The 18,286-nt window shown below is 39.5% G+C and carries 16 protein-coding genes; 5 read left to right on the top strand and 11 right to left on the bottom strand.

Annotated features, from left to right (window positions below; all coding sequences use genetic code 11):
- Nucleotides 1–82: 82 nt before the first annotated feature.
- Both BLS35_RS20700 and BLS35_RS20695 read left to right on the top strand, forming a co-directional pair.
- Nucleotides 83–667 carry a thymidine kinase gene (locus BLS35_RS20700; RefSeq protein ID WP_090785017.1) on the top strand — a complete coding sequence of 195 codons (585 nt, stop codon included), beginning with the start codon at nucleotides 83–85 and terminating at the stop codon, nucleotides 665–667.
- Nucleotides 668–741: 74 nt separating this feature from the next.
- Complete coding sequence (locus BLS35_RS20695) at nucleotides 742–1,863, top strand: lipid II:glycine glycyltransferase FemX (protein WP_090785015.1); 1,122 nt, start codon at nucleotides 742–744, stop codon at nucleotides 1,861–1,863.
- Between the two features lie 239 nt (nucleotides 1,864–2,102).
- Here the strand turns inward: BLS35_RS20695 and BLS35_RS20690 are convergent, their stop codons facing one another.
- On the bottom strand, nucleotides 2,103–2,630 hold the full coding sequence (locus BLS35_RS20690; RefSeq protein WP_090785013.1) for a ferritin: 528 nt from the start codon (nucleotides 2,628–2,630) through the stop codon (nucleotides 2,103–2,105).
- A gap of 103 nt (nucleotides 2,631–2,733) precedes the next feature.
- Nucleotides 2,734–3,099, bottom strand: a complete 366-nt coding sequence (locus BLS35_RS20685) for a hypothetical protein (RefSeq protein ID WP_090785010.1) — start codon at nucleotides 3,097–3,099, stop codon at nucleotides 2,734–2,736.
- Between the two features lie 315 nt (nucleotides 3,100–3,414).
- Between BLS35_RS20685 and BLS35_RS20680 the strand changes: the two genes are divergently transcribed.
- From BLS35_RS20680 to BLS35_RS20670, 3 genes are read left to right on the top strand one after another with little or no spacing between them, the layout of a single operon-like run.
- Nucleotides 3,415–4,224: an MlaE family ABC transporter permease gene (locus BLS35_RS20680; protein ID WP_090785009.1), complete on the top strand. Its 810-nt coding sequence runs from the start codon at nucleotides 3,415–3,417 to the stop codon at nucleotides 4,222–4,224.
- Nucleotides 4,225–4,232: 8 nt separating this feature from the next.
- Nucleotides 4,233–5,003: an ABC transporter ATP-binding protein gene (locus BLS35_RS20675; RefSeq protein ID WP_090785006.1), complete on the top strand. Its 771-nt coding sequence runs from the start codon at nucleotides 4,233–4,235 to the stop codon at nucleotides 5,001–5,003.
- A gap of 6 nt (nucleotides 5,004–5,009) precedes the next feature.
- On the top strand, nucleotides 5,010–6,005 hold the full coding sequence (locus BLS35_RS20670; protein WP_090785004.1) for an MlaD family protein: 996 nt from the start codon (nucleotides 5,010–5,012) through the stop codon (nucleotides 6,003–6,005).
- 173 nt (nucleotides 6,006–6,178) lie between these two features.
- On the opposite strand, the gene BLS35_RS20665 is transcribed toward BLS35_RS20670, so the two are convergent.
- The 9 genes from BLS35_RS20665 to BLS35_RS20625 form a co-directional block, all read right to left on the bottom strand.
- Complete coding sequence (locus BLS35_RS20665) at nucleotides 6,179–8,590, bottom strand: glycoside hydrolase family 3 N-terminal domain-containing protein (protein ID WP_254779010.1); 2,412 nt, start codon at nucleotides 8,588–8,590, stop codon at nucleotides 6,179–6,181.
- A 99-nt stretch (nucleotides 8,591–8,689) separates the two neighbouring features.
- On the bottom strand, nucleotides 8,690–9,376 hold the full coding sequence (locus BLS35_RS20660; RefSeq protein ID WP_090784999.1) for a Dph6-related ATP pyrophosphatase: 687 nt from the start codon (nucleotides 9,374–9,376) through the stop codon (nucleotides 8,690–8,692).
- 26 nt (nucleotides 9,377–9,402) lie between these two features.
- On the bottom strand, nucleotides 9,403–9,717 hold the full coding sequence (locus BLS35_RS20655) for a type II toxin-antitoxin system RelE/ParE family toxin (RefSeq protein WP_090784996.1): 315 nt from the start codon (nucleotides 9,715–9,717) through the stop codon (nucleotides 9,403–9,405).
- Nucleotides 9,699–9,962: a hypothetical protein gene (locus BLS35_RS20650; RefSeq protein ID WP_254779008.1), complete on the bottom strand. Its 264-nt coding sequence runs from the start codon at nucleotides 9,960–9,962 to the stop codon at nucleotides 9,699–9,701. The genes BLS35_RS20655 and BLS35_RS20650 overlap by 19 nt, the downstream gene beginning before the upstream one ends.
- A 289-nt stretch (nucleotides 9,963–10,251) precedes the next feature.
- Complete coding sequence (locus BLS35_RS20645) at nucleotides 10,252–11,517, bottom strand: glycoside hydrolase family 88 protein (protein ID WP_090784993.1); 1,266 nt, start codon at nucleotides 11,515–11,517, stop codon at nucleotides 10,252–10,254.
- A gap of 32 nt (nucleotides 11,518–11,549) precedes the next feature.
- Nucleotides 11,550–13,826, bottom strand: a complete 2,277-nt coding sequence (locus BLS35_RS20640) for a glycosyl hydrolase family 95 catalytic domain-containing protein (RefSeq protein WP_090784990.1) — start codon at nucleotides 13,824–13,826, stop codon at nucleotides 11,550–11,552.
- On the bottom strand, nucleotides 13,826–15,217 hold the full coding sequence (locus tag BLS35_RS20635; protein WP_090784986.1) for an alpha-L-fucosidase: 1,392 nt from the start codon (nucleotides 15,215–15,217) through the stop codon (nucleotides 13,826–13,828). Before BLS35_RS20635 ends, BLS35_RS20640 begins: the two co-directional genes overlap by 1 nt.
- A gap of 21 nt (nucleotides 15,218–15,238) precedes the next feature.
- Entirely contained in the window at nucleotides 15,239–16,240 is a 1,002-nt protein-coding gene (locus BLS35_RS20630) for a DUF5017 domain-containing protein (RefSeq protein WP_090784982.1), read from the bottom strand.
- Between the two features lie 36 nt (nucleotides 16,241–16,276).
- Nucleotides 16,277–18,280, bottom strand: coding sequence for a RagB/SusD family nutrient uptake outer membrane protein (locus BLS35_RS20625; protein WP_090784978.1), 2,004 nt, complete (start codon nucleotides 18,278–18,280; stop codon nucleotides 16,277–16,279).
- Nucleotides 18,281–18,286: the final 6 nt, after the last annotated feature.

Genomic DNA, 18,286 nt, shown 5'->3' with positions numbered 1-18,286 from the left:
ATTGATCCTTTATGTTGGTAACTTGACGTTCAAAAGTACTACAAAATTCTGATATTAGCAGGCTCTTAAATCCTATTAAACAATGTTATTCAGCGAACAAAATTACAGACGAGGGGCGTACTGCGGCAGTATTGAGGTAATTTGCGGCTCTATGTTTTCGGGCAAAACCGAAGAATTACTAAGAAGATTAAAGAGGGCGCAGATTGCAAAATTGAACGTCGAAATCTTCAAACCGAAAACGGATACGCGCTATGACGACACGGCTGTTGTTTCGCACGACCTAAACTCAGTGGAGTCGACTCCGGTAGATACGTCAACAGCAATCCTGCTTTTAAAACCTGACACCCAAGTTGTGGGAATTGATGAGGCGCAGTTTTTTGATGATAACTTACCGGAAGTTTGCAACCAACTTGCAAAAAAAGGGATAAGAGTCATCATTGCAGGCTTAGATATGGATTATATGGGCAAACCTTTTGGCCCTGTTCCCGCACTCATGGCTATTGCTGAGCTGGTGACTAAAGTAAATGCAGTATGCGTCCGCTGTGGTAGTCCCGCTGTTTACTCGTACAGAACTGTTGCTAATGCCAATAGAGTTCTTTTAGGCGAAAAGGACAGCTACGAACCCAGATGCAGACATTGCTATCATCTGGGCGACGAGGAAAAGTAGTTTTTACAAGGTAAAAACATTGCGATTGGCTTATTACCTTTAAATTCCCGTCCTTTGCAGGTTAAGCAAATGAGATGAATATTTTTATTGAGAAAAAGGACATTAGAGAGGTTTACGAAACAGCAATCATACAACAGACCGCATTTTGGTCTGAAGTAAAAACCAAACAAGGCCTGCAATCAAAAGCATTTAATTTTAAAGTTGAAGATGACAACATCTATAACAATGCCCTAAAAAACTCTTATACACACGCAGATTTCCTTGTATTGCTACAGCCATTGGATAATGAGCATTCTGTGGCTTACGTACCATATGGTCCGGAAATAGAACCTAATGAGGAATATCAAGGTAAGTTTCTTGAAGAGCTTTCTGAATCGCTTCGTTCATACCTGCCATCAAAATGTATTTTAATCAGATATGATCTGGCCTGGCAATCCCATTGGGCTAAGGATAGCGACAGCTTTGATCAATTGGGCAATTGGAATGGTCCGCCTGAGAAGAAATACCAGGAGTTTCGTTTTAATTTCAACACCACTAACTGGAACCTTAAAAAAGCCAATTCTGATATCCTTCCATCTAATACCATATTTTTGGATCTTCAGCGCGACAAAGACATGATGCTTGATGCGATGAAGCCTAAGACCAGGTATAACATTAACTTATCGTTTAGAAAAGGAATCAATGTTAAAAAAGTAGGTATGGAAAACCTACATATATGGTATGCGCTGTATCAGGAAACTGCCTTTAGAAACAGAATTCACATTAATGACATCAGTTATTTCAAGACAGTATTAACTGCGCGTGCGGAAAACACAGCCTCTCCTGCTGATGTTGAGTTGCTACTTGCCGATCTGGATGGCGTTCCTTTAGCTGCAATGTTTTTAGTGATATCGGGTAATCGAGGAACCTATCTTTATGGCGCATCCTCTTCCAGCAACCGGAATTATATGGCTACTTACGCATTACAATGGGAGGCTATGAAAATTGCGAAAGAACGCGGTTGTATAGAGTATGATCTGTTTGGAGTAGCCCCCAGGGCAGATCCATCACATCCGCTTTATGGCTTGTACAAATTTAAATCTGGATTCGGAGGACAATTATACCACAGAATGGGTTGTTGGGATTATCCTTTGGATGATGAGCAATACAATAGGTTTATTGCCACTGAAATGCATAGTCAGGGTTATCACCTTTAAGGACACAATGAATTTAAGTGGTCAGCCATTAGGACAGTTTTTGCATCTTTTTCCCGTGAGGTACTTTTCACAGCACACCTTTTTTTTCTTATCCTTCTTTTTATCTTTCTTTTTATCTTTTTTCTTTGACATGGCCTGATAGGATAATCACTAAACAAAAAAAGGTACATACTGTTTTGCTTTTCGCATAGTATGTACCTGATATATTTGTTTCCGGAAAAACCGGAACTAATGGTGTCTTAAGCTTCGCTGTAGGTGATTTGACCAACATGTTTGTCGATCTGCCATCTGCCAGTTCCTTCTTCTCCAATTACTTCAAACAATTCAACAGCTCTTCTAGCTTTATACTCTTCTTCTCTTTGTTCTTTAAAGAACCAGTTTAAGAATTCAAGTGTTACAAAATCCTGCTCTTTGTGGCAACGGGCAGCAATATTTTTGATAGATTGTGTTACGCTGATCTCTTGCTCCAAAGCTTCTTCAAAAACCTCACGGAATGAGTTGTATTCAGCTTTAACCTGAGTGATTTCAGGAGAAACAGCATTACCACCCATATCTAAAACATATTTGAAGAATTTCAATTGATGTAGTCTTTCTTCTTCTGCTTGAGCAAAGAAATAATCAGCAGAACCATCGTAACCGTTCCTATTACACCATGAAGCCATTGATAAATAAATTGCTGATGAATGTGCTTCTTTTTTTATTTGTTGGTTTATAAGTGTCTCTACATCTGATGATAGTAAACACTTAACACGCATAATGTCTTTCATATATTGTATGTATTAAGTTCCAATTTTCTAATACAAAAATACGGCTAAGTATTCACAATACTCAAAATAAGAATAATATGGAAAGAATCTAATTCTAGCCTAATCAGCTAATTATACGATGCAGACGATCGTAGATGATGTGATTGAGTTCCAGCATCACAAATGTCCCTTGTAACAATTCTTTTAAAGCAATGATTTCGATTAAGGATAACACATAGCAATGATCGCAAGCGCAAATAAAAAGAATCTCTACATCTGGAGATTTTGTGTTGTTAAGCAACAAATCCTCTATATCAATATGGTAAACCGCTTTCTTTAACTTCAAAATATTGCGATAGTCAAAGCGGGCAAGCTTTCCTGCAAAATCAATGTACCAGCAATTTTCAACATCAGATTGATAGATTGCACCTGCTTTAGTGCTAAACACCTCAACAAAATCGACAGAAGACTGGATGGTTAAATTTTGCATTAGTAAATATTGATTGATACAAAGGTGATTATTATTTAGATTTATTCCAAATCAACAAGAAATATTTTGTAAATTTTTATTTAGAGATGGTCTTATCTATGATTAATCGACCTTTTTCATAGATTACAGCCAGTTATAATCGTTCTAAATAAAAGAAAAAACCTTTAGCAATCATAAAATTACATTGTATTTATAATGCAAGAAGTAACTTTACAAAATTATGGCTTAGGGTTTGATAACATCGTTTACAAATGAGACAGAGCCCTTTACATTTAAGCACCACTACTGAGATAATTATGATATTAAGCCTTATTCATGGAGAACAAAGCTGAAAATCCATCCATACCTAACGCAGAAGTTAAAGGCCCGGGCAAATTGGCTCGCATGTTTTTAACTTTATACGATGTCTATAAATTCATAGCTCGCTTCTTTAAAGAAGGCTTTCTGCCTCCTTACGAAGCAAAAGAACTATTTCGTCAATGCTATGAAATTGGTTACCGTTCTGCCCTGCTGATTTCTACCACAGGATTTATTACGGGAATTGTATTCACCAAACAGTCGCGCCCCTCTCTATCAGAATTCGGTGCAACTTCATGGCTACCCTCTCTGGTGGGAATCGCCTTATTAAGAACCCTTGCGCCTTTACTTACTGGTCTTATTGCGGCCGGAAAAGTAGGCTCCAGCATAGGTGCCGAATTGGGTTCTATGCGGGTTACAGAGCAAATTGATGCCATGGAAGTTTCGGCAACTAACCCATTCAAATTTTTAGTTTCTACCCGTGTACTCGCTGCAACCATTACCATTCCAATCCTTACATTTTATACGGCTATGGTCGGAATGCTAGGTGCACTACTTAATGTATCCTTAAGTGAAGGCACAAGTGCACGCGCCTTTTTCCAAGCTTCCTTAGAGCAAATTACTTTTCTTGATATTACCGCCTCAACAATCAAAGCTGTTCTTTTTGGTTTTACTATCGGAATGGTTGGTTGTTACCAAGGTTATAATTCATCAAAAGGAACTGAAGGTGTAGGTAAGGCGGCAAACTCTGCCGTAGTGATTGCCATGTTCCTCATCTTTATTGAGGAAGTGGTTTCTGTACAATTTTTTGGTCTATTTAGAAGCTAATCTTAACAATGGAACAAAAACCGACACTTAAAAACACTGAAAAAGTAATAGAGATCAAAGAACTATATAAGTCCTTTGGCAACTACCATGTACTTAAAGGGGTTGATCTTGACCTTTACAAAGGAGAAAACCTTGTTGTTCTGGGAAAATCTGGTACAGGAAAATCAGTACTGATCAAAATATTGGTGGGTCTACTTACGCCCGGCTCAGGTGAGGTAAAAGTATTGAACCAGCATGTTGATCAGATTTCCTATAAGGAATTGCTTGCGTTAAGACTAAAAGTAGGCTTCTCTTTTCAGAATAGTGCATTATATGATAGCATGACGGTAAGGCAAAATCTTGAATTCCCTTTGGTAAGGAATCAAAGAAAACTAACCAAAGCAGAGGTTAACCTAGCTGTTGAGGAAATGTTGGATGCTGTGGGACTGCTACAAACCATCAACCAGATGCCTTCTGAATTGTCGGGTGGACAAAGAAAGCGGATTGGTATTGCCAGAACACTGATCCTTCGCCCAGAAATCATGCTTTATGATGAGCCAACGGCAGGTCTTGACCCTATTACCTGTTTGGAAATTAACAGTCTGATCAATCAGGTTCAAGAACGATTCCATACCAGCTCTATTGTAATTACGCATGATCTTACCTGTGCCAAAGCTGTTGGCAATAGAGTCGCCATGCTTTTAGATGGGCAATTCCAACGTATTGGAACATTTGAAGAAGTATTTAACACAACCGATGAAAGGGTTAAACCTTTTTACGATTATAATTTTATTCAGTAAAAAAATATGCAAGCAACAGACAACCGTAAACAGATAACAGTAGGTGTATTTATTCTCCTCGGTTTAGTCATATTCGTTTTAGGGGTATTCACTTTAGGAAGCCAGAGAAAAGCTTTTGTAAAGAGCTTTACTGTAAACGCTGTTTTTAATGATATCCAAGGTTTAAAAGCCGGAAACAATGTTTGGTTTTCGGGAGTTAAAATTGGTACGATCAAAAAAATCCAGTTCTATGGTACCTCACAGGTTCAGGTATTTATGAATATCGAGGAAGACTCCCACAAGTATATCCACAAAAATGCATCGGCAAGTATCAGTTCTGATGGATTGATTGGAAATAAAATTATTGTGATTACCGGTGGTAGTCCGAAATTTCCTTTTGTTGAAGATGGCGACCAGTTACAGGTAGCAAGTACGCTCTCTACTGATGACATCATGAAAACATTTCAGGTAAACAACAAAAACCTGGTAGATGTAACTTCAGATTTTAAGGTGTTAGCAGGTAACCTTGTCGAAGGAAAAGGTGCTGTAGGTGCTTTACTTACTGATGAGCAAATCGCTAAGAACTTTAAAGCGATTGTAGAGAATCTTAAAACTACTACGGAGTCGACAAACAGAATGGCTGAACAAATGAATACGTTTAGCAAAACATTGAACACAAAAGGTGGCTTAGCAGATAAATTAATGACAGATACTGCTGTGTTTGCGAAACTTCAACAAGCAGTAGCTGAGCTACAGAAGACTGCGCAATCGGCTTCTGCAATGACTGAGAACTTAAACAAAGCGACGTCTAAGTTTAATAAGACAGATAATGCGGTGGGTTTATTGATCAATGATCAAAACACTGCGGATCAGGTTAAAGTGATCATGAAGAATATGGAAACAAGTAGCAAGAAACTGGATGAGAACCTGGAGGCGCTTCAACATAATTTCTTGCTGAGGGGCTTCTTTAAGAAGAAAGCAAAGGCTGAGGCTGAAGCTGCGAGTCAAAACATTCAAAAGTAACGGTCAAAAATAACAGTCAAAAATAACCGTTCTCTTCAAGAGCTGCATTACTTCGCTGAAGAAGCGAAGAACGCTGAGGCTCTTTCTGAGAAGGTAATTTTTGTTTCAAAGCGTCCCATAAAAAAGGGGGGCTAAGCAGTGTGCTTAGCCCCCCTTTTTTATGGGATGTTTAATTATTTGATGACTGTAAATTCTTTTTTCAATTTGATATCTTCTGATGAGTTGCCGATCATGACTTGAAATTTACCGGGTTCAACCGTCCAGTTCATGTTTTTATCGAGTAGGGCCAGATCATCAGGGTGGAGTACAAATTTTAGGGTTTTAATTTCTCCTGGAGCAAGGCTTACTCTTTCGAAACCTCGCAGAACAGATTCGTAGGTTGTTACGCTACTCACCAGATCTTTAAGATATAGCTGTACCACTTCATCTCCTTTTCGGCTTCCGGTGTTTTTTATGTCAACACTGATTTGAACATCTGCTTGTTGATGGATTTCTGTTGCGTTGATTTGTAGATTGCTGAATTCAAAAGTAGTATAGCTTAATCCGTATCCAAAGGGATATAAGGCACCTAATACGCGTGTTTTACCATTTCCATTCGGATCATCATTTTTGCCTTGGCCAGCTTGAGAACCTGGCTTAAACGGGAAGTTTAGTTCGATCTGTCCGATTGATTTCGGATAGGTCATAGTTAACTTACCTCCAGGATTGTTTTCACCAAATAGAGTTTCTGCAACTACTTTACCTGCCGAAGGCCCAGGGAATCCAGCTTGAAGGATTGCCGGTAAATAACGGTTCTCCCAGTTGATTGTCAGTGGGCGACCGTTTACCATCACCATCACCACAGGTTTTCCTGTAGCATGTAAGGCTTGCAACAATAGCAATTGACGGCCGGGTAAGTTTAAGCCTGTTCTTGATTTACTTTCACCAACCTGATTATCTGTTTCACCTACTACCGCAATTACGATGTCTGAGTTTTTCGCATCAGCAACCGCTTTATCGATCAGTGTTTTCTCTTCCACCGTTAGGTCGGTTGGGATAATCTCACTTTCTGGCCATTTAGCATCGATCACTTCACAACCTTTACTGTAATTTACTTTTGCGTTATTACCTGCAAAGGCTTTAATCCCATCCAGAATAGAGATTATGGGGTTATTAGAAGGTCCGTATCTACTTGTCGTGTATTCTATTTCCGTTGCCAATGGACCTGTAACCAGTATATTTTTGTATTTACCGATGTCTAGCGGGAGCAGGTTCTTTTCATTTTTTAATAAAACCATTGATTCCCGGTTTAGCTGAACGGCCAATTCTTCATCAGCTTTAGTATGAACTTTTTTATCTGCCGTAGCGGGATCTTTTACATAAGGATCATCAAACAGACCCAACTTAAATTTCACCCTTAGCACATCAGCAACCCGATCATCCAGTGTTTTCATCGAGAGAGAACCTTCTTTTACCAACTCTCTTAACGGAAGTATAAAATTCTCCGGCATAGTGAAGTGTGTACGCACATTCAATCCGGCCTGTATCGACTGTCTTACGGCCTCTTTATAATCTTGGGCAACATGATGCTTACCTGAAAGAAATTCTACAGCCTCGCTGTCCGAAACCACATAACCATCAAAGCCAAATTGCTTACGCAAAAGTTCTGTCAGGAAGTAATAGCTACCGGTTACCGGCTCTCCATTCCAATCATTGTAGCTGCTCATGATTCCCATTGGCTTAGCTTCCTGAATCACCCTTCTAAAAGGATACAGAAACATTTCGTGCATTTCTCTTGGGGCTACATGTGGATCGGTACGTGCCTGACCATCTCGTCCACCTTTAGGTACACTATATACTGCATAATGCTTTAAGGTAGCTGCCGCTCCCTGGTCTTGAATGCCTAGGGTCATTTGCTTGCCCAGTTCGGCAATCAGAAAAGGATCTTCTGCATAACATTCAACTACCCTACCCCAACGCGGATCTCTAGCCACATCAAGTATGGGTGCATACACATTGGTATAGCCCAAAGCTCTGGCTTCACGCCCTACAATGCTACCGGCTTGATATACCAATTTTTTATTCCATGTGCTACCTATGTTTACCGGAGCAGGAAAAGGAGTAGCGCGATCATGGCATAAACCATGAATCCCTTCATTGCTAAAATCTACAGGGATGCCCAAACGTGTTTCCTCTACAAACCATTTTTGTACTGTATTGATGGCATTCGCATGTTTACTGAAAGGGAAAGAATAGCTAGTCACCGCCTTTTTATTATACGGGAGACTGTTCAACTCTTCATCGATGTTTGCAATACCATCTTTCCATATCTTTGTCTTCCATTCGGCAGTTGGCATTTCATCTTTCAATACCCTGCCATAGCCATATAATGTGGCAGTCTGACAAGTTTTCTCATCCAGATTCATCTGGCTCAACAAATCCTTTACCCGAGCATCAATAGTTTTTGAAGGATCTTCAAAAACATCCATTTCCCCATTTTTATTAAAATCTACCCAGCTCTTATGATATATATTCTTGTGCTGCGCAATAGCGGAATCTGCTAAAAGGGTCAATGCGATAACTGCAAGCGACTTGTATTTCATCATGTGTTAAAAAAATTACGGCAAATATGATGCTAGCAAATTACCTTTTTAAGTCAAGCCTAAATTGGCTAATGACTCAGTTATTTTTACATGGTGTGATCATTAAATCAGATCAATGTACCAATACCCTGCAAGCGCTCCCCCAACAGGAGATGGGTAAGTTCTAAATACCTTTTCACCAATGGTAAAATCTACAGGCCGCTTAAATATGGGGCCATCAAAGACAAAAGTATGGAACTCGCCATTCTCACCACATGGGTCTATACCGGGCGGCAGATCGGCAATAAAACTATCATCAATCACTCTTCCACAAAAGTCTTCAAGGCCTTCTTTAGCACATACCACGATTGTTTTATACCCCAAGCCAATAAATTCCTTTAAAATTTCTGTAGTATCCCTTTTCCAGAGTGGAAATACAGCTTTCAAACCCATTTCGGATAACTTGGCTTCCCGGTAAGCCTTTAAATCTTCCAGAAATATATCTCCAAATATAGAATGGGTAATGCCGGCTGATTTGAGTTGCGTCAAATGCTTGTGCATATGATCCTCATAAACCTTCATTTCCGGTGATTCAGGTAAACGGATTTGGTATAATGGAATGCCTATGCTCTCGGCTTGAGCAGTTAATAAACTTTCTCTCACTCCATGCATACTCACTCTGTTGTATGCTTCATTAACGGTAGTTAACAAATACCGCACATCAAAATTTTCATCTTGAAGGATATGATGCAAAGCCAGCGTGCTGTCCTTACCACCACTCCAATTAAATACACTAGGTTGGTTATTCATTGCTTTAATTAACAGCTAAGATATGGCTAAGATAACACTGACAATAGTTTCAATAATTTTTCAGGATGCTGGCGGTTGTCCCAAAAAGCAGTTACAATAATTCCAGTTTCCGAAATTTTATATATTATACTGAAATACCCCATGGCAGACAACCTCGAATCGGGATAGGAAGTAGATTTCCAGGAATTAGGGTATTTATCAATCGTGTTGATTCGCTTGTTAATGAGTTTAACCAATCTTTCAGCGTAAACAATAGAACCAGTTTTCTCTGTCCAATACTTTAGTATCGCTCTTCTTTGCTTAACTGCAGTCGCTGTCCAGACTACAGTACCTTTAACCATTTCAGGTCTTCCTTATCTAAATCCTGCTGATCAATAACATCTCCATTTTTAATATCGTTATCGCTCATCTTTAACATTAAAATCTGCTCCGCTGAAAGCTCAGCAATATCATTTTCCACAGAACTATTTTCGATCAGATTATTTAATGCAATTAAATAATCTTTATTAGATATAGCCATTAGCTTATCAATTATGGTATTCCTTAAATGATCTATAGAAGACGGCATAACAAATTGGTGTTTCATCAAATTTCGCTATTTAAGTTTTAAAATCCTATACAATATGCTCTGGCTTTAATACAAATCAGCCGACCAAACAAATATACATATTAAATAATAAATAAACTAAAACAACAAATAAAAAATAAATAATCAACAAATTAAATATAATTGAAATTAATCAAAAGAAATAAAAAAGGTGGCCAAGCATTACACATGCCTGGCCACCCTGCTTTACACTAAAATTACCTTCTCAGAAAGAGCCTAGCGTTCTTCGCTTCTTCGGCGAAGTACGCTAGGCTCTTTCTGAGAACGGTTATTTTAGCTTTTGGTATCTCAACAAGGCCTCCAAAAAGTAATAATCTGCATAGATTAAAGGCACATCAATTTCAGATTTATGAGGAAGACTTCCTACAGAATGCTTTAAGATAAAACCTGCATTTGTGCCTGGTTTCGCTAAGTACTTGTCGCCCGACAATGACTTCAACATCAACTCAGCCTGCGTAAAATACTTTTTACCATCCTTAGCAAATGTACTTAGCTCCAGTAATCCAGATGCAGCCAGTGCTCCAGCCGAAGCATCACGAGGGATATAGGATATTTTATTCGCTGCGTAATCAAAATCTGGCTTATAACCTTTTTGTTCCGCATTAAAGTCCCAGAATGGAATTTTATCTTTTGGCAAATTAGGATGGTTGATGTAAAAATCTGCTGCTTTTTCAGCCGCTTCTAAAAAGCGTTTGTCTTTCGTTTCTCTGTACATCATGGTAAAACCATAGATAGCCCAGCCCTGTCCTCTAGACCAGGTTGAATTATCTGCATAACCCTGATTGGTTTGCTGATGCAACACTTTGCCATCAGGTGCATAATCAACCACGTGATAAGTACTAAAATCAGGTCTAAAATGATTCTTCATCGTATTTAAAGCATGACTTATCGCTACATCTTTATACTTCGGGTTGCCCGTTAATTTAGATACATAACAAAGCATTTCCAGATTCATCATATTGTCGATGATTACAGGGTATTGCCACATTGTTTTATTGTCCCATGACTTTTTAGCGTTCCATGATTTAATTAAACCTACTTTAGGGTCAAAGCGAGTCAACGCAGACTCTGCCGACTGGATTAATATTTTATTATACAGTTCAATTTTCTTTGGATCTTTTTCAAATCTAATCGCATTACCATAAGAGCAATACATTACAAAACCCACATCATGGTGTTGTGTTAAAAACTGTGCTTGTTCTAAAGCTTCAGTCCATTTAGTAGCCGCAGCTTTCCATTCTGGATTCTGAGTATATTCATAAATATACCACAATCCACCAGCAAAAAAGCCCTGTGTCCAATCCCATACATCTGTACTTTTTACAGACCCATCCTTATTGGTAGTACGTGGAAACTGAGTAATATCCGTTGAAGTTTTAAGCAATTGGGTATACTGTTTTTCAGCAACAGCAAAGTCTTTTTTTATCAGTTCGGTTTTTGGCGATAGCAATAAGAATGAAGACGCGGTCACTGAAACCGCTAACGCTGATACAAGCAGCAGGTTACGTCTTTTCTTCGTGAGATTTAGTTTCATTTGTGTTGTTTTATATAGATATTAATATTCAATTACTTTTTCTTGCTGCTCTTCCCAAAGCTGTTGTCATTTGTGCTATAGGTAATCACATCCTGCAGGCCAATCTTTAAATCTTCTGGATTGACATAAAGAACTGCAGTTTCGCCTTTAGGAATGCTGCAGCTATAAATCTGGTTACCCATATCCAGGATTTTAACAGCGGGATTAGCTTTCAACTTTGCTGCGCTTACAAATCCAGGTTTAATCCGAAGTGTCCCTCCATTTAAGCTTTCTATTTTAATCCAGCGCGTAGTGCCGGACTTACGAACTGCAGTTAACAAAAAGGCCCCCTCAGTACGTAAATTCTCAAACGCGGCATTTGCCCAGTCTGATGGTACAGCAGGGAATACTCTTACTGTGTTGTCCCAATATTGAAGATAAAGCTCCTGAATACTTGCCGCTGCAGCCAGCGGGGTTTCTATAACCGGCCCACTTTCGAGGTACATGGTATTTGGCTTTACAAATTTATCGAAGAGCTGGTTCAAATAATCTCTGGCCGCATCTCCATTACCCATCAAGGCGTAAATAGAAGCCCCTCCGGTGAATGAATACCCTTGTAAAGCGGTTGGAAAACTATGCCAGTGTGCCAATGACTTTTTAATTATGTCCTGGTTTTCGGGCTGGTCCCAGTTCACAAGATATAGTGGATAAACCATCAACAAATGTGAATAATGACGATGCGATTGACTAAAAGGCACATCCGCGGCAATACGAAATCCATTTTCATCCTGTGGATAAGTAACAAGATTAGCTAATACATCTTTCCATTTAGTTGCCAAAGGATCATTTAATTTCAAATCATCGTTAATCTGAAGTAACGTCTTACAGCCCCAATTAAGCAATGCAAGATCATAGTTTGTGTCGGTACCTTTCCCTATCGGATACTCAGGCGAATGTGTCTTAACGCTGAAATGCCATTTACCATCATCCTCTTTTTTTAACAAGTGAAGGGGGTAGTTAATGCTACGCTTTAATAATGGATATAGCTTGTTTAACACGGTTTTATCCATGCTATACCTATAATGTTGCCAATAATAATATAAAATCCAGGTAAGGTTACTCAATTCAGCTTCGCCATTAGAAATTTCGGAAGTTGATCCAGCAATCAATTTGACAGGGGCTACAAGGTCTGCCCCCGAAGCCCTTGCTATTGCTGCAGCATCGTGTTGGTATTCTTTAGGAACATTCTTAATCAGATTGCCTTGCTGCTCATCAATAATACGCATTAAAGAAGTAGCAATATTTAGCCTATTGGCCGTATAAAGTGGACTATAAGTAAGCTGTATATTTAAGTTAAGCCAGTATGCAGGCCATGGCGTTTGCTTAAACCAGGGCCCCATTAAATCCAGAGCAGGCTTATCCGCTCTTGTGCCCGATGCTAGTTTATACTGCTGCATCCAATAAAAAGATTGCATCCTTGAATCAGGAATTGTCAGAAAGCTTTGAGGATAATAGGTATGCCACCATTGTTGATGCTTTTGAATTTGACTGTTGATTGGTGCCAATCCAAAGCTTTTAAGCGTTTGAACTGCTTTACTTACATATCGCTGGCCTTCCTTTGAAAAGGCAACGGTAATTACAATGTCTTTTCCCGATGCTATATTATGCTCCTGCCATGCAGTTGCATAACCACCACCAGCATTCAACGATTGGTCATACACCTGAGTTTCTCCTTGTTTAACCAGCTTACCTGACGGATTTCCTTTATAATTATCGGGGACTTTAATATGTGAATATTTAGTCCTGCTACTTACCGATTCCTCTGGTACCCAAGACCAGGTAAAACCTCGCTCATCACCGCTATATACTGCGCTATAGTAGATCACATCGGATTCGGAAAACGTAAGGCTTCGAAACGCTATGCTTCCCTTATCCGTATGAATGATTCCCCTGATCTCCGCATTCCATAAGTCCAGTCTAGCGCTCACCTTAGTGATCTTGCCGACAGGCTTTACCAGAAAGTGTCCAATTGGCAATCTTGCTTTAGCTAAAAGCGGAGAGGCATTTCCTGATTGGTGATCCCTTACGTCGCTACGTCCAATATCTATACGCAAACCATTTTCGGTATCCCTATAGATCATTGTCCCTAACAGCCCATTTCCAGTAAACAGTCCTTCGTTCCAATTTGTACTTAAATCGTCAAATACCAGGTCGCAACCCAAAAGAAACTTAGGCCAGTTTAACTCAGAACGCGGCTGACTGACAGCCTGCAAACAAGGCATAGCAAATAGGAGTATCAATACAATCCTGAGGGATATCGTTTTTTTCATTAAATGGTTACTTTAAATACATATACAGGAATGCCTATTGGTAATTTTGCCGGTAGTTTTACAGATAGCATACCACTATCCTGCTTCCATTGCACCTTTTCCTTTGAGCCCAAAAGTGATACGGTCTGAACAGGAGCAATAGTTTTTCCCAGACTCTTTATCAACATATCTCCAGCACTCCAGCTTCGTGCGTACACATAGATTACACGATTCTTTTGAGCAAAATAAATATCCGGAGTAATCCCTTTAACCGTGTTATCATTGTCTGTATCTACCAACCCTGTAGCGGCTTTCGGGCCAACGCTCGCTTCAACAGGAAGGCTTTCAGTCGTAATTGTCCAAGGTTGAGTACCATAAATGGCCTCATCATTTACTTTCATCCAGTCACCTATTGCTTTCAGGTTATCCACACTTTGCTGAGGCAGCGCACCTTGTCCATCTGGGTTTACATTTAGCAGGAAGTTTCCGCCTTTACAAACGATTTCCACCAATTGACGAATCAACAGTTCTGGAGACTTCCAGGCTTTGTCGTAGCGATTATAGCTCCATTTACCGCTCATAGTGATACAAGCCTCCCAAGGTTTCGTCATCTTTGCCGCCGAAATTTGCTGCTCCGAAACAAGGTAGTCGCCCAATCCATTACCAATACGACTGTTGATGATGCAATTTGGTTGAAGCTTGTGAATAAACTGCTCCAGTTCTAAACTTTCAGCTTTACTGATCAATTCAGGCGTATCAAACCAAATGATGCTGATAGGGCCATAATTACTTAAAAGCTCTTTAATCTGTGGTTTTACTTTGCGTTCAAAATACTTAGCAAACACTTTTCCATCCTCATTCGGGAAATCCCAGGTATTACTCCTTCCAGCTTTCTCTGGCCAGTTTGTTGGAACATCTGGATCCTCCCAATCACGACCCAGCGAATAATATAGGCCTAGCTTCAAACCATATTTTTTACATGCAGCAGCAAGCTCTTTTACTGGATCTCTGTGCCATTTCGTTGTTTTTACAATATTATAATCGCTCACTTTAGAATCATACATCGCATAGCCATCGTGATGTTTACTGGTAAAAACCACGTACTTCATTCCCGCCTCTTTTGCGCCCTTAACCCAGGCATCCGCGTTAAATTTAACGGGATTAAAATCATCAGCTATTTTAGCGTATTCCTTAACCGGAATACGCTCATATAACATAAAATGCTCATTTCCTTTTGAGGGTTTGCCTTTCCATTCTCCAGCAGCGACAGAATAAAGCCCCCAATGCACAAACATGCCAAACTTAGCATCTTTCCACCATTGCATATCAGCAGAAGTAGGATTTGATTGTTGTGCCTGCACAGAACCGGCGCAGAAAATCAGTATTAAAAGACCTTTTAGTACCTTCTTCATTTATAGGTTTATATTTTATGATTAAGGTTTAGTCACTTTTATTGACAGTGGTTTTACTACAGTAGCAGAACTATTAACGACATTATTTGAAGCTACAAAAGTTGGTTCGGACAGCGTTACCGACGAGTATTTATATGGGTAATTTTCGAATTTAGCGGAGATAGATTTAAGCCCTACACCAACATCCGGACTAACCTTCTTTAGGTTAATAGGTCCCATGATTGCCCATGCTTCTGCCGGAGCTGTTGCCGCTCCTACAGTTGCCGCACCAGTAATGACTAAGCTTGTTCCTGCAGTAAATACCCATGGATATTTATTAGCATTTTTGACTTCATCATAAGAAACCCACCAGCCTGGACTATAGGTAATCACGCCGTAATTTTTAATTTCAGTATTTGGCGCGCCTAAATTCCCTATTGTATAAATCGACTCATCTGCCAGTTTATTTGTAAGCGTTAACAAGGTAATGGTCCATTTATTTTGTACGGATCCTGCAGCAGCTACATATTTAAATGCGATGTATACAGGCTTACCTAAGTTTGCAAAAGAAGATAGATTGATCTCTCCTGATGGAGTTGCTGCACCGGTGGACAAAGCTGCTTGTGAAGTAATATCTGACCATTGTGCAGTTGCAATGTTAGCGTTCGTAGTAACAGTATCTCTAATTGTTGAACCAGGTTTTAATGCGATTCCCTTAAAATCAGACGACACCATTAATGCCAGAGAATTTGCCTGTGTTCCGGTAGCTCTTAAAGAAGTAAACTGCAAAATGGGAGTTCCATCGGCAACTGTTCTATCTTTATTAATATACTGCCGGTTAATTTCCCCTGAGTAGAACGTAATCACGTCAGGGTTCCCCTTGAAAGCAAAATTCAAAGAATCTGAAGTCGTATAAGTGTTACTAACAGCACCGTTAGTTTTAGATACGGTGACATCAAAATTAAGCGATTTTACTTCTATTTCTTTACTACAGCTTGCAAAAGTGAATGCTATTGCTGTAACCATTATATATCTATTGATCATAAATAAGTTCGTTTATTGGTTAATGGTTCTTATACTTTACCAGCCCGGATTTTGTGTCATGTTTTTATTTACAGATATTTCTGATGAAGGAATTGGATATAACAAATTCCGGTCACCGATACTTGATCCGGCTAATCCACCGTAGGAATTTCCGCCAGCATTAGCTTTCATATCTAAACCTAAATCATTCATCGTTTTCACCCATTTTCCCCAGCGAATCAAATCTGGTCTTCTCAAAGTCTCGTAACAAAGCTCTCTTGCGCGCTCATCTTCTATTGCCTGTTGAAAGTCTGCAAGTCCAGCCAAGTCCACTACAGAAGTTGCAATTGTAGCTGTAGCGGTTGCCCTCGCGCCTGCATAAGTAAAGACCGCTCCTGTTACTGCGGCAGATGAAGCTCCAGTCGTTTGTGTAGGTCCGGTAGCTGTTGAGGTACCTGCTGTTGTAACTGTATACAAATTACTTCCATTAAACACTTGCATTCCTACTACATACACAGTATTAGCCGTCCAAGCAGAACCAATGGTAACTGTTGGGACACTTGTATAACCTTTTCCGGGTTTAGTTAAAGCTAATGCAGTCACCTTGGCGGTCGCAGCAGTAGCTGAATAAACAACCAATGCCTCACCTGCTGCATCTGTACCTCCTCCTCCAGTAATGGTCACTGGAATATTATTTACACCTGCTGTAAGATAACCAGTATTACCAGCGGTGGCTAAGGTTAAACCGCTTACTACAGATATTGAGGCAACGGGCGTTTGAGGATTCAAGCCAAAACCGCGTCTTCTAACCTGATTTAACGCATCATAAGCAATCGGAGTAGCACCATTAACATGGAATTCTGCTTCTGCTAACATGAGCAAAACATCAGAATACCTTAAGATAGGGAAATTTATAGGTGTAATATTTTTTCCTTTAACCGCAGTAGTTTCATATTCCCTTCTCCATTTGCCGGCATTACGACCGTACAGATTTGTTGCTGTGAAATAGTTCTTATAAACTGTATTTGTGGCTGTATTGAATCCATAGGTATAAGCACCAATGGCCCAATCCCTTCTTAAATCACCAGCAGAATAATAATTATATAATTTAGCTGTAGTATTGATAAATCCATAGCTGTAGCCTATTGTAGCTACAATATTGTCAGCTGTAGCCACAATACCATTTGTATTTCCTAAACGATTTGCATTACCATAGCCATCAGATCCATTCCCTTTATTTTCAACTTCCCACATACTCTCTTTCACATCATATTTATCCTGATGTGCATTAATAAATACCTGGCTGTAATTGGAGTTCAAACTATGTGATCCTGATTCTTTTACCAGTGTAGCCCATTTCAGTGCTGCAGCATATTTACTTTGATCTTGTAAAGGAAAACCAGCCATTGTTAAACAAACTCTGGCTAAAATACCTTCAACGACTGTTTTTGAGACTCTTCCACTAAACCCAAGCTGATCAGGACTGAATACTTTACCTTCTGCCAACTCCATATCTGCAAGTATTTGTGCATACACTTGCTTTGCAGGTGTACGGGTTACAAATACGTCAGTAACTGATGGTGTAGGCTCTGTTTTTAGTGGTATGTCTCCAAAATTGCTAACCAACAAAAAGTGGTAATACCCGCGCATAAAATAAGCTTCACCTAATATTGCATTACGTTTTGTTTCATCTATTGAAGCTACATTGATGTTTTTGATGAGAATATTTGCTCTTTCAATGCCCTGATAGAGCTGAGACCAGAAACTATTCAATTCCGCATTTGTGTAATCAAAATTATAAACCATAACACCGGTCGCCTGTCCACTCCTGGCATAATACCCTTCGTCTGTTGCCGCGCCTAATTGGTCAAACATATTGTCACCATATATTCCAGCGGTACCTAAAGGTTGATATACACCCGCAAGCGCACTTATCAATTTAGCTTCAGTATTGTAGTATTCCTTTTCTGTTAACGAATCAGTTGGTTCCGTATTTAAAAACTTTTTACACGAGCTAAATCCAAGACTGATCAATATTGCTATTATGAATATGTGTTTCATAAACTT

Origin of the sequence: Pedobacter sp. ok626 (genome assembly GCF_900100435.1) — a bacterium.
Classification (GTDB): Bacteria; Bacteroidota; Bacteroidia; order Sphingobacteriales; family Sphingobacteriaceae; genus Pedobacter.
Note: the sequence above shows the minus strand (reverse complement) of the source record. Positions and strands in the feature narration are given on the sequence as shown.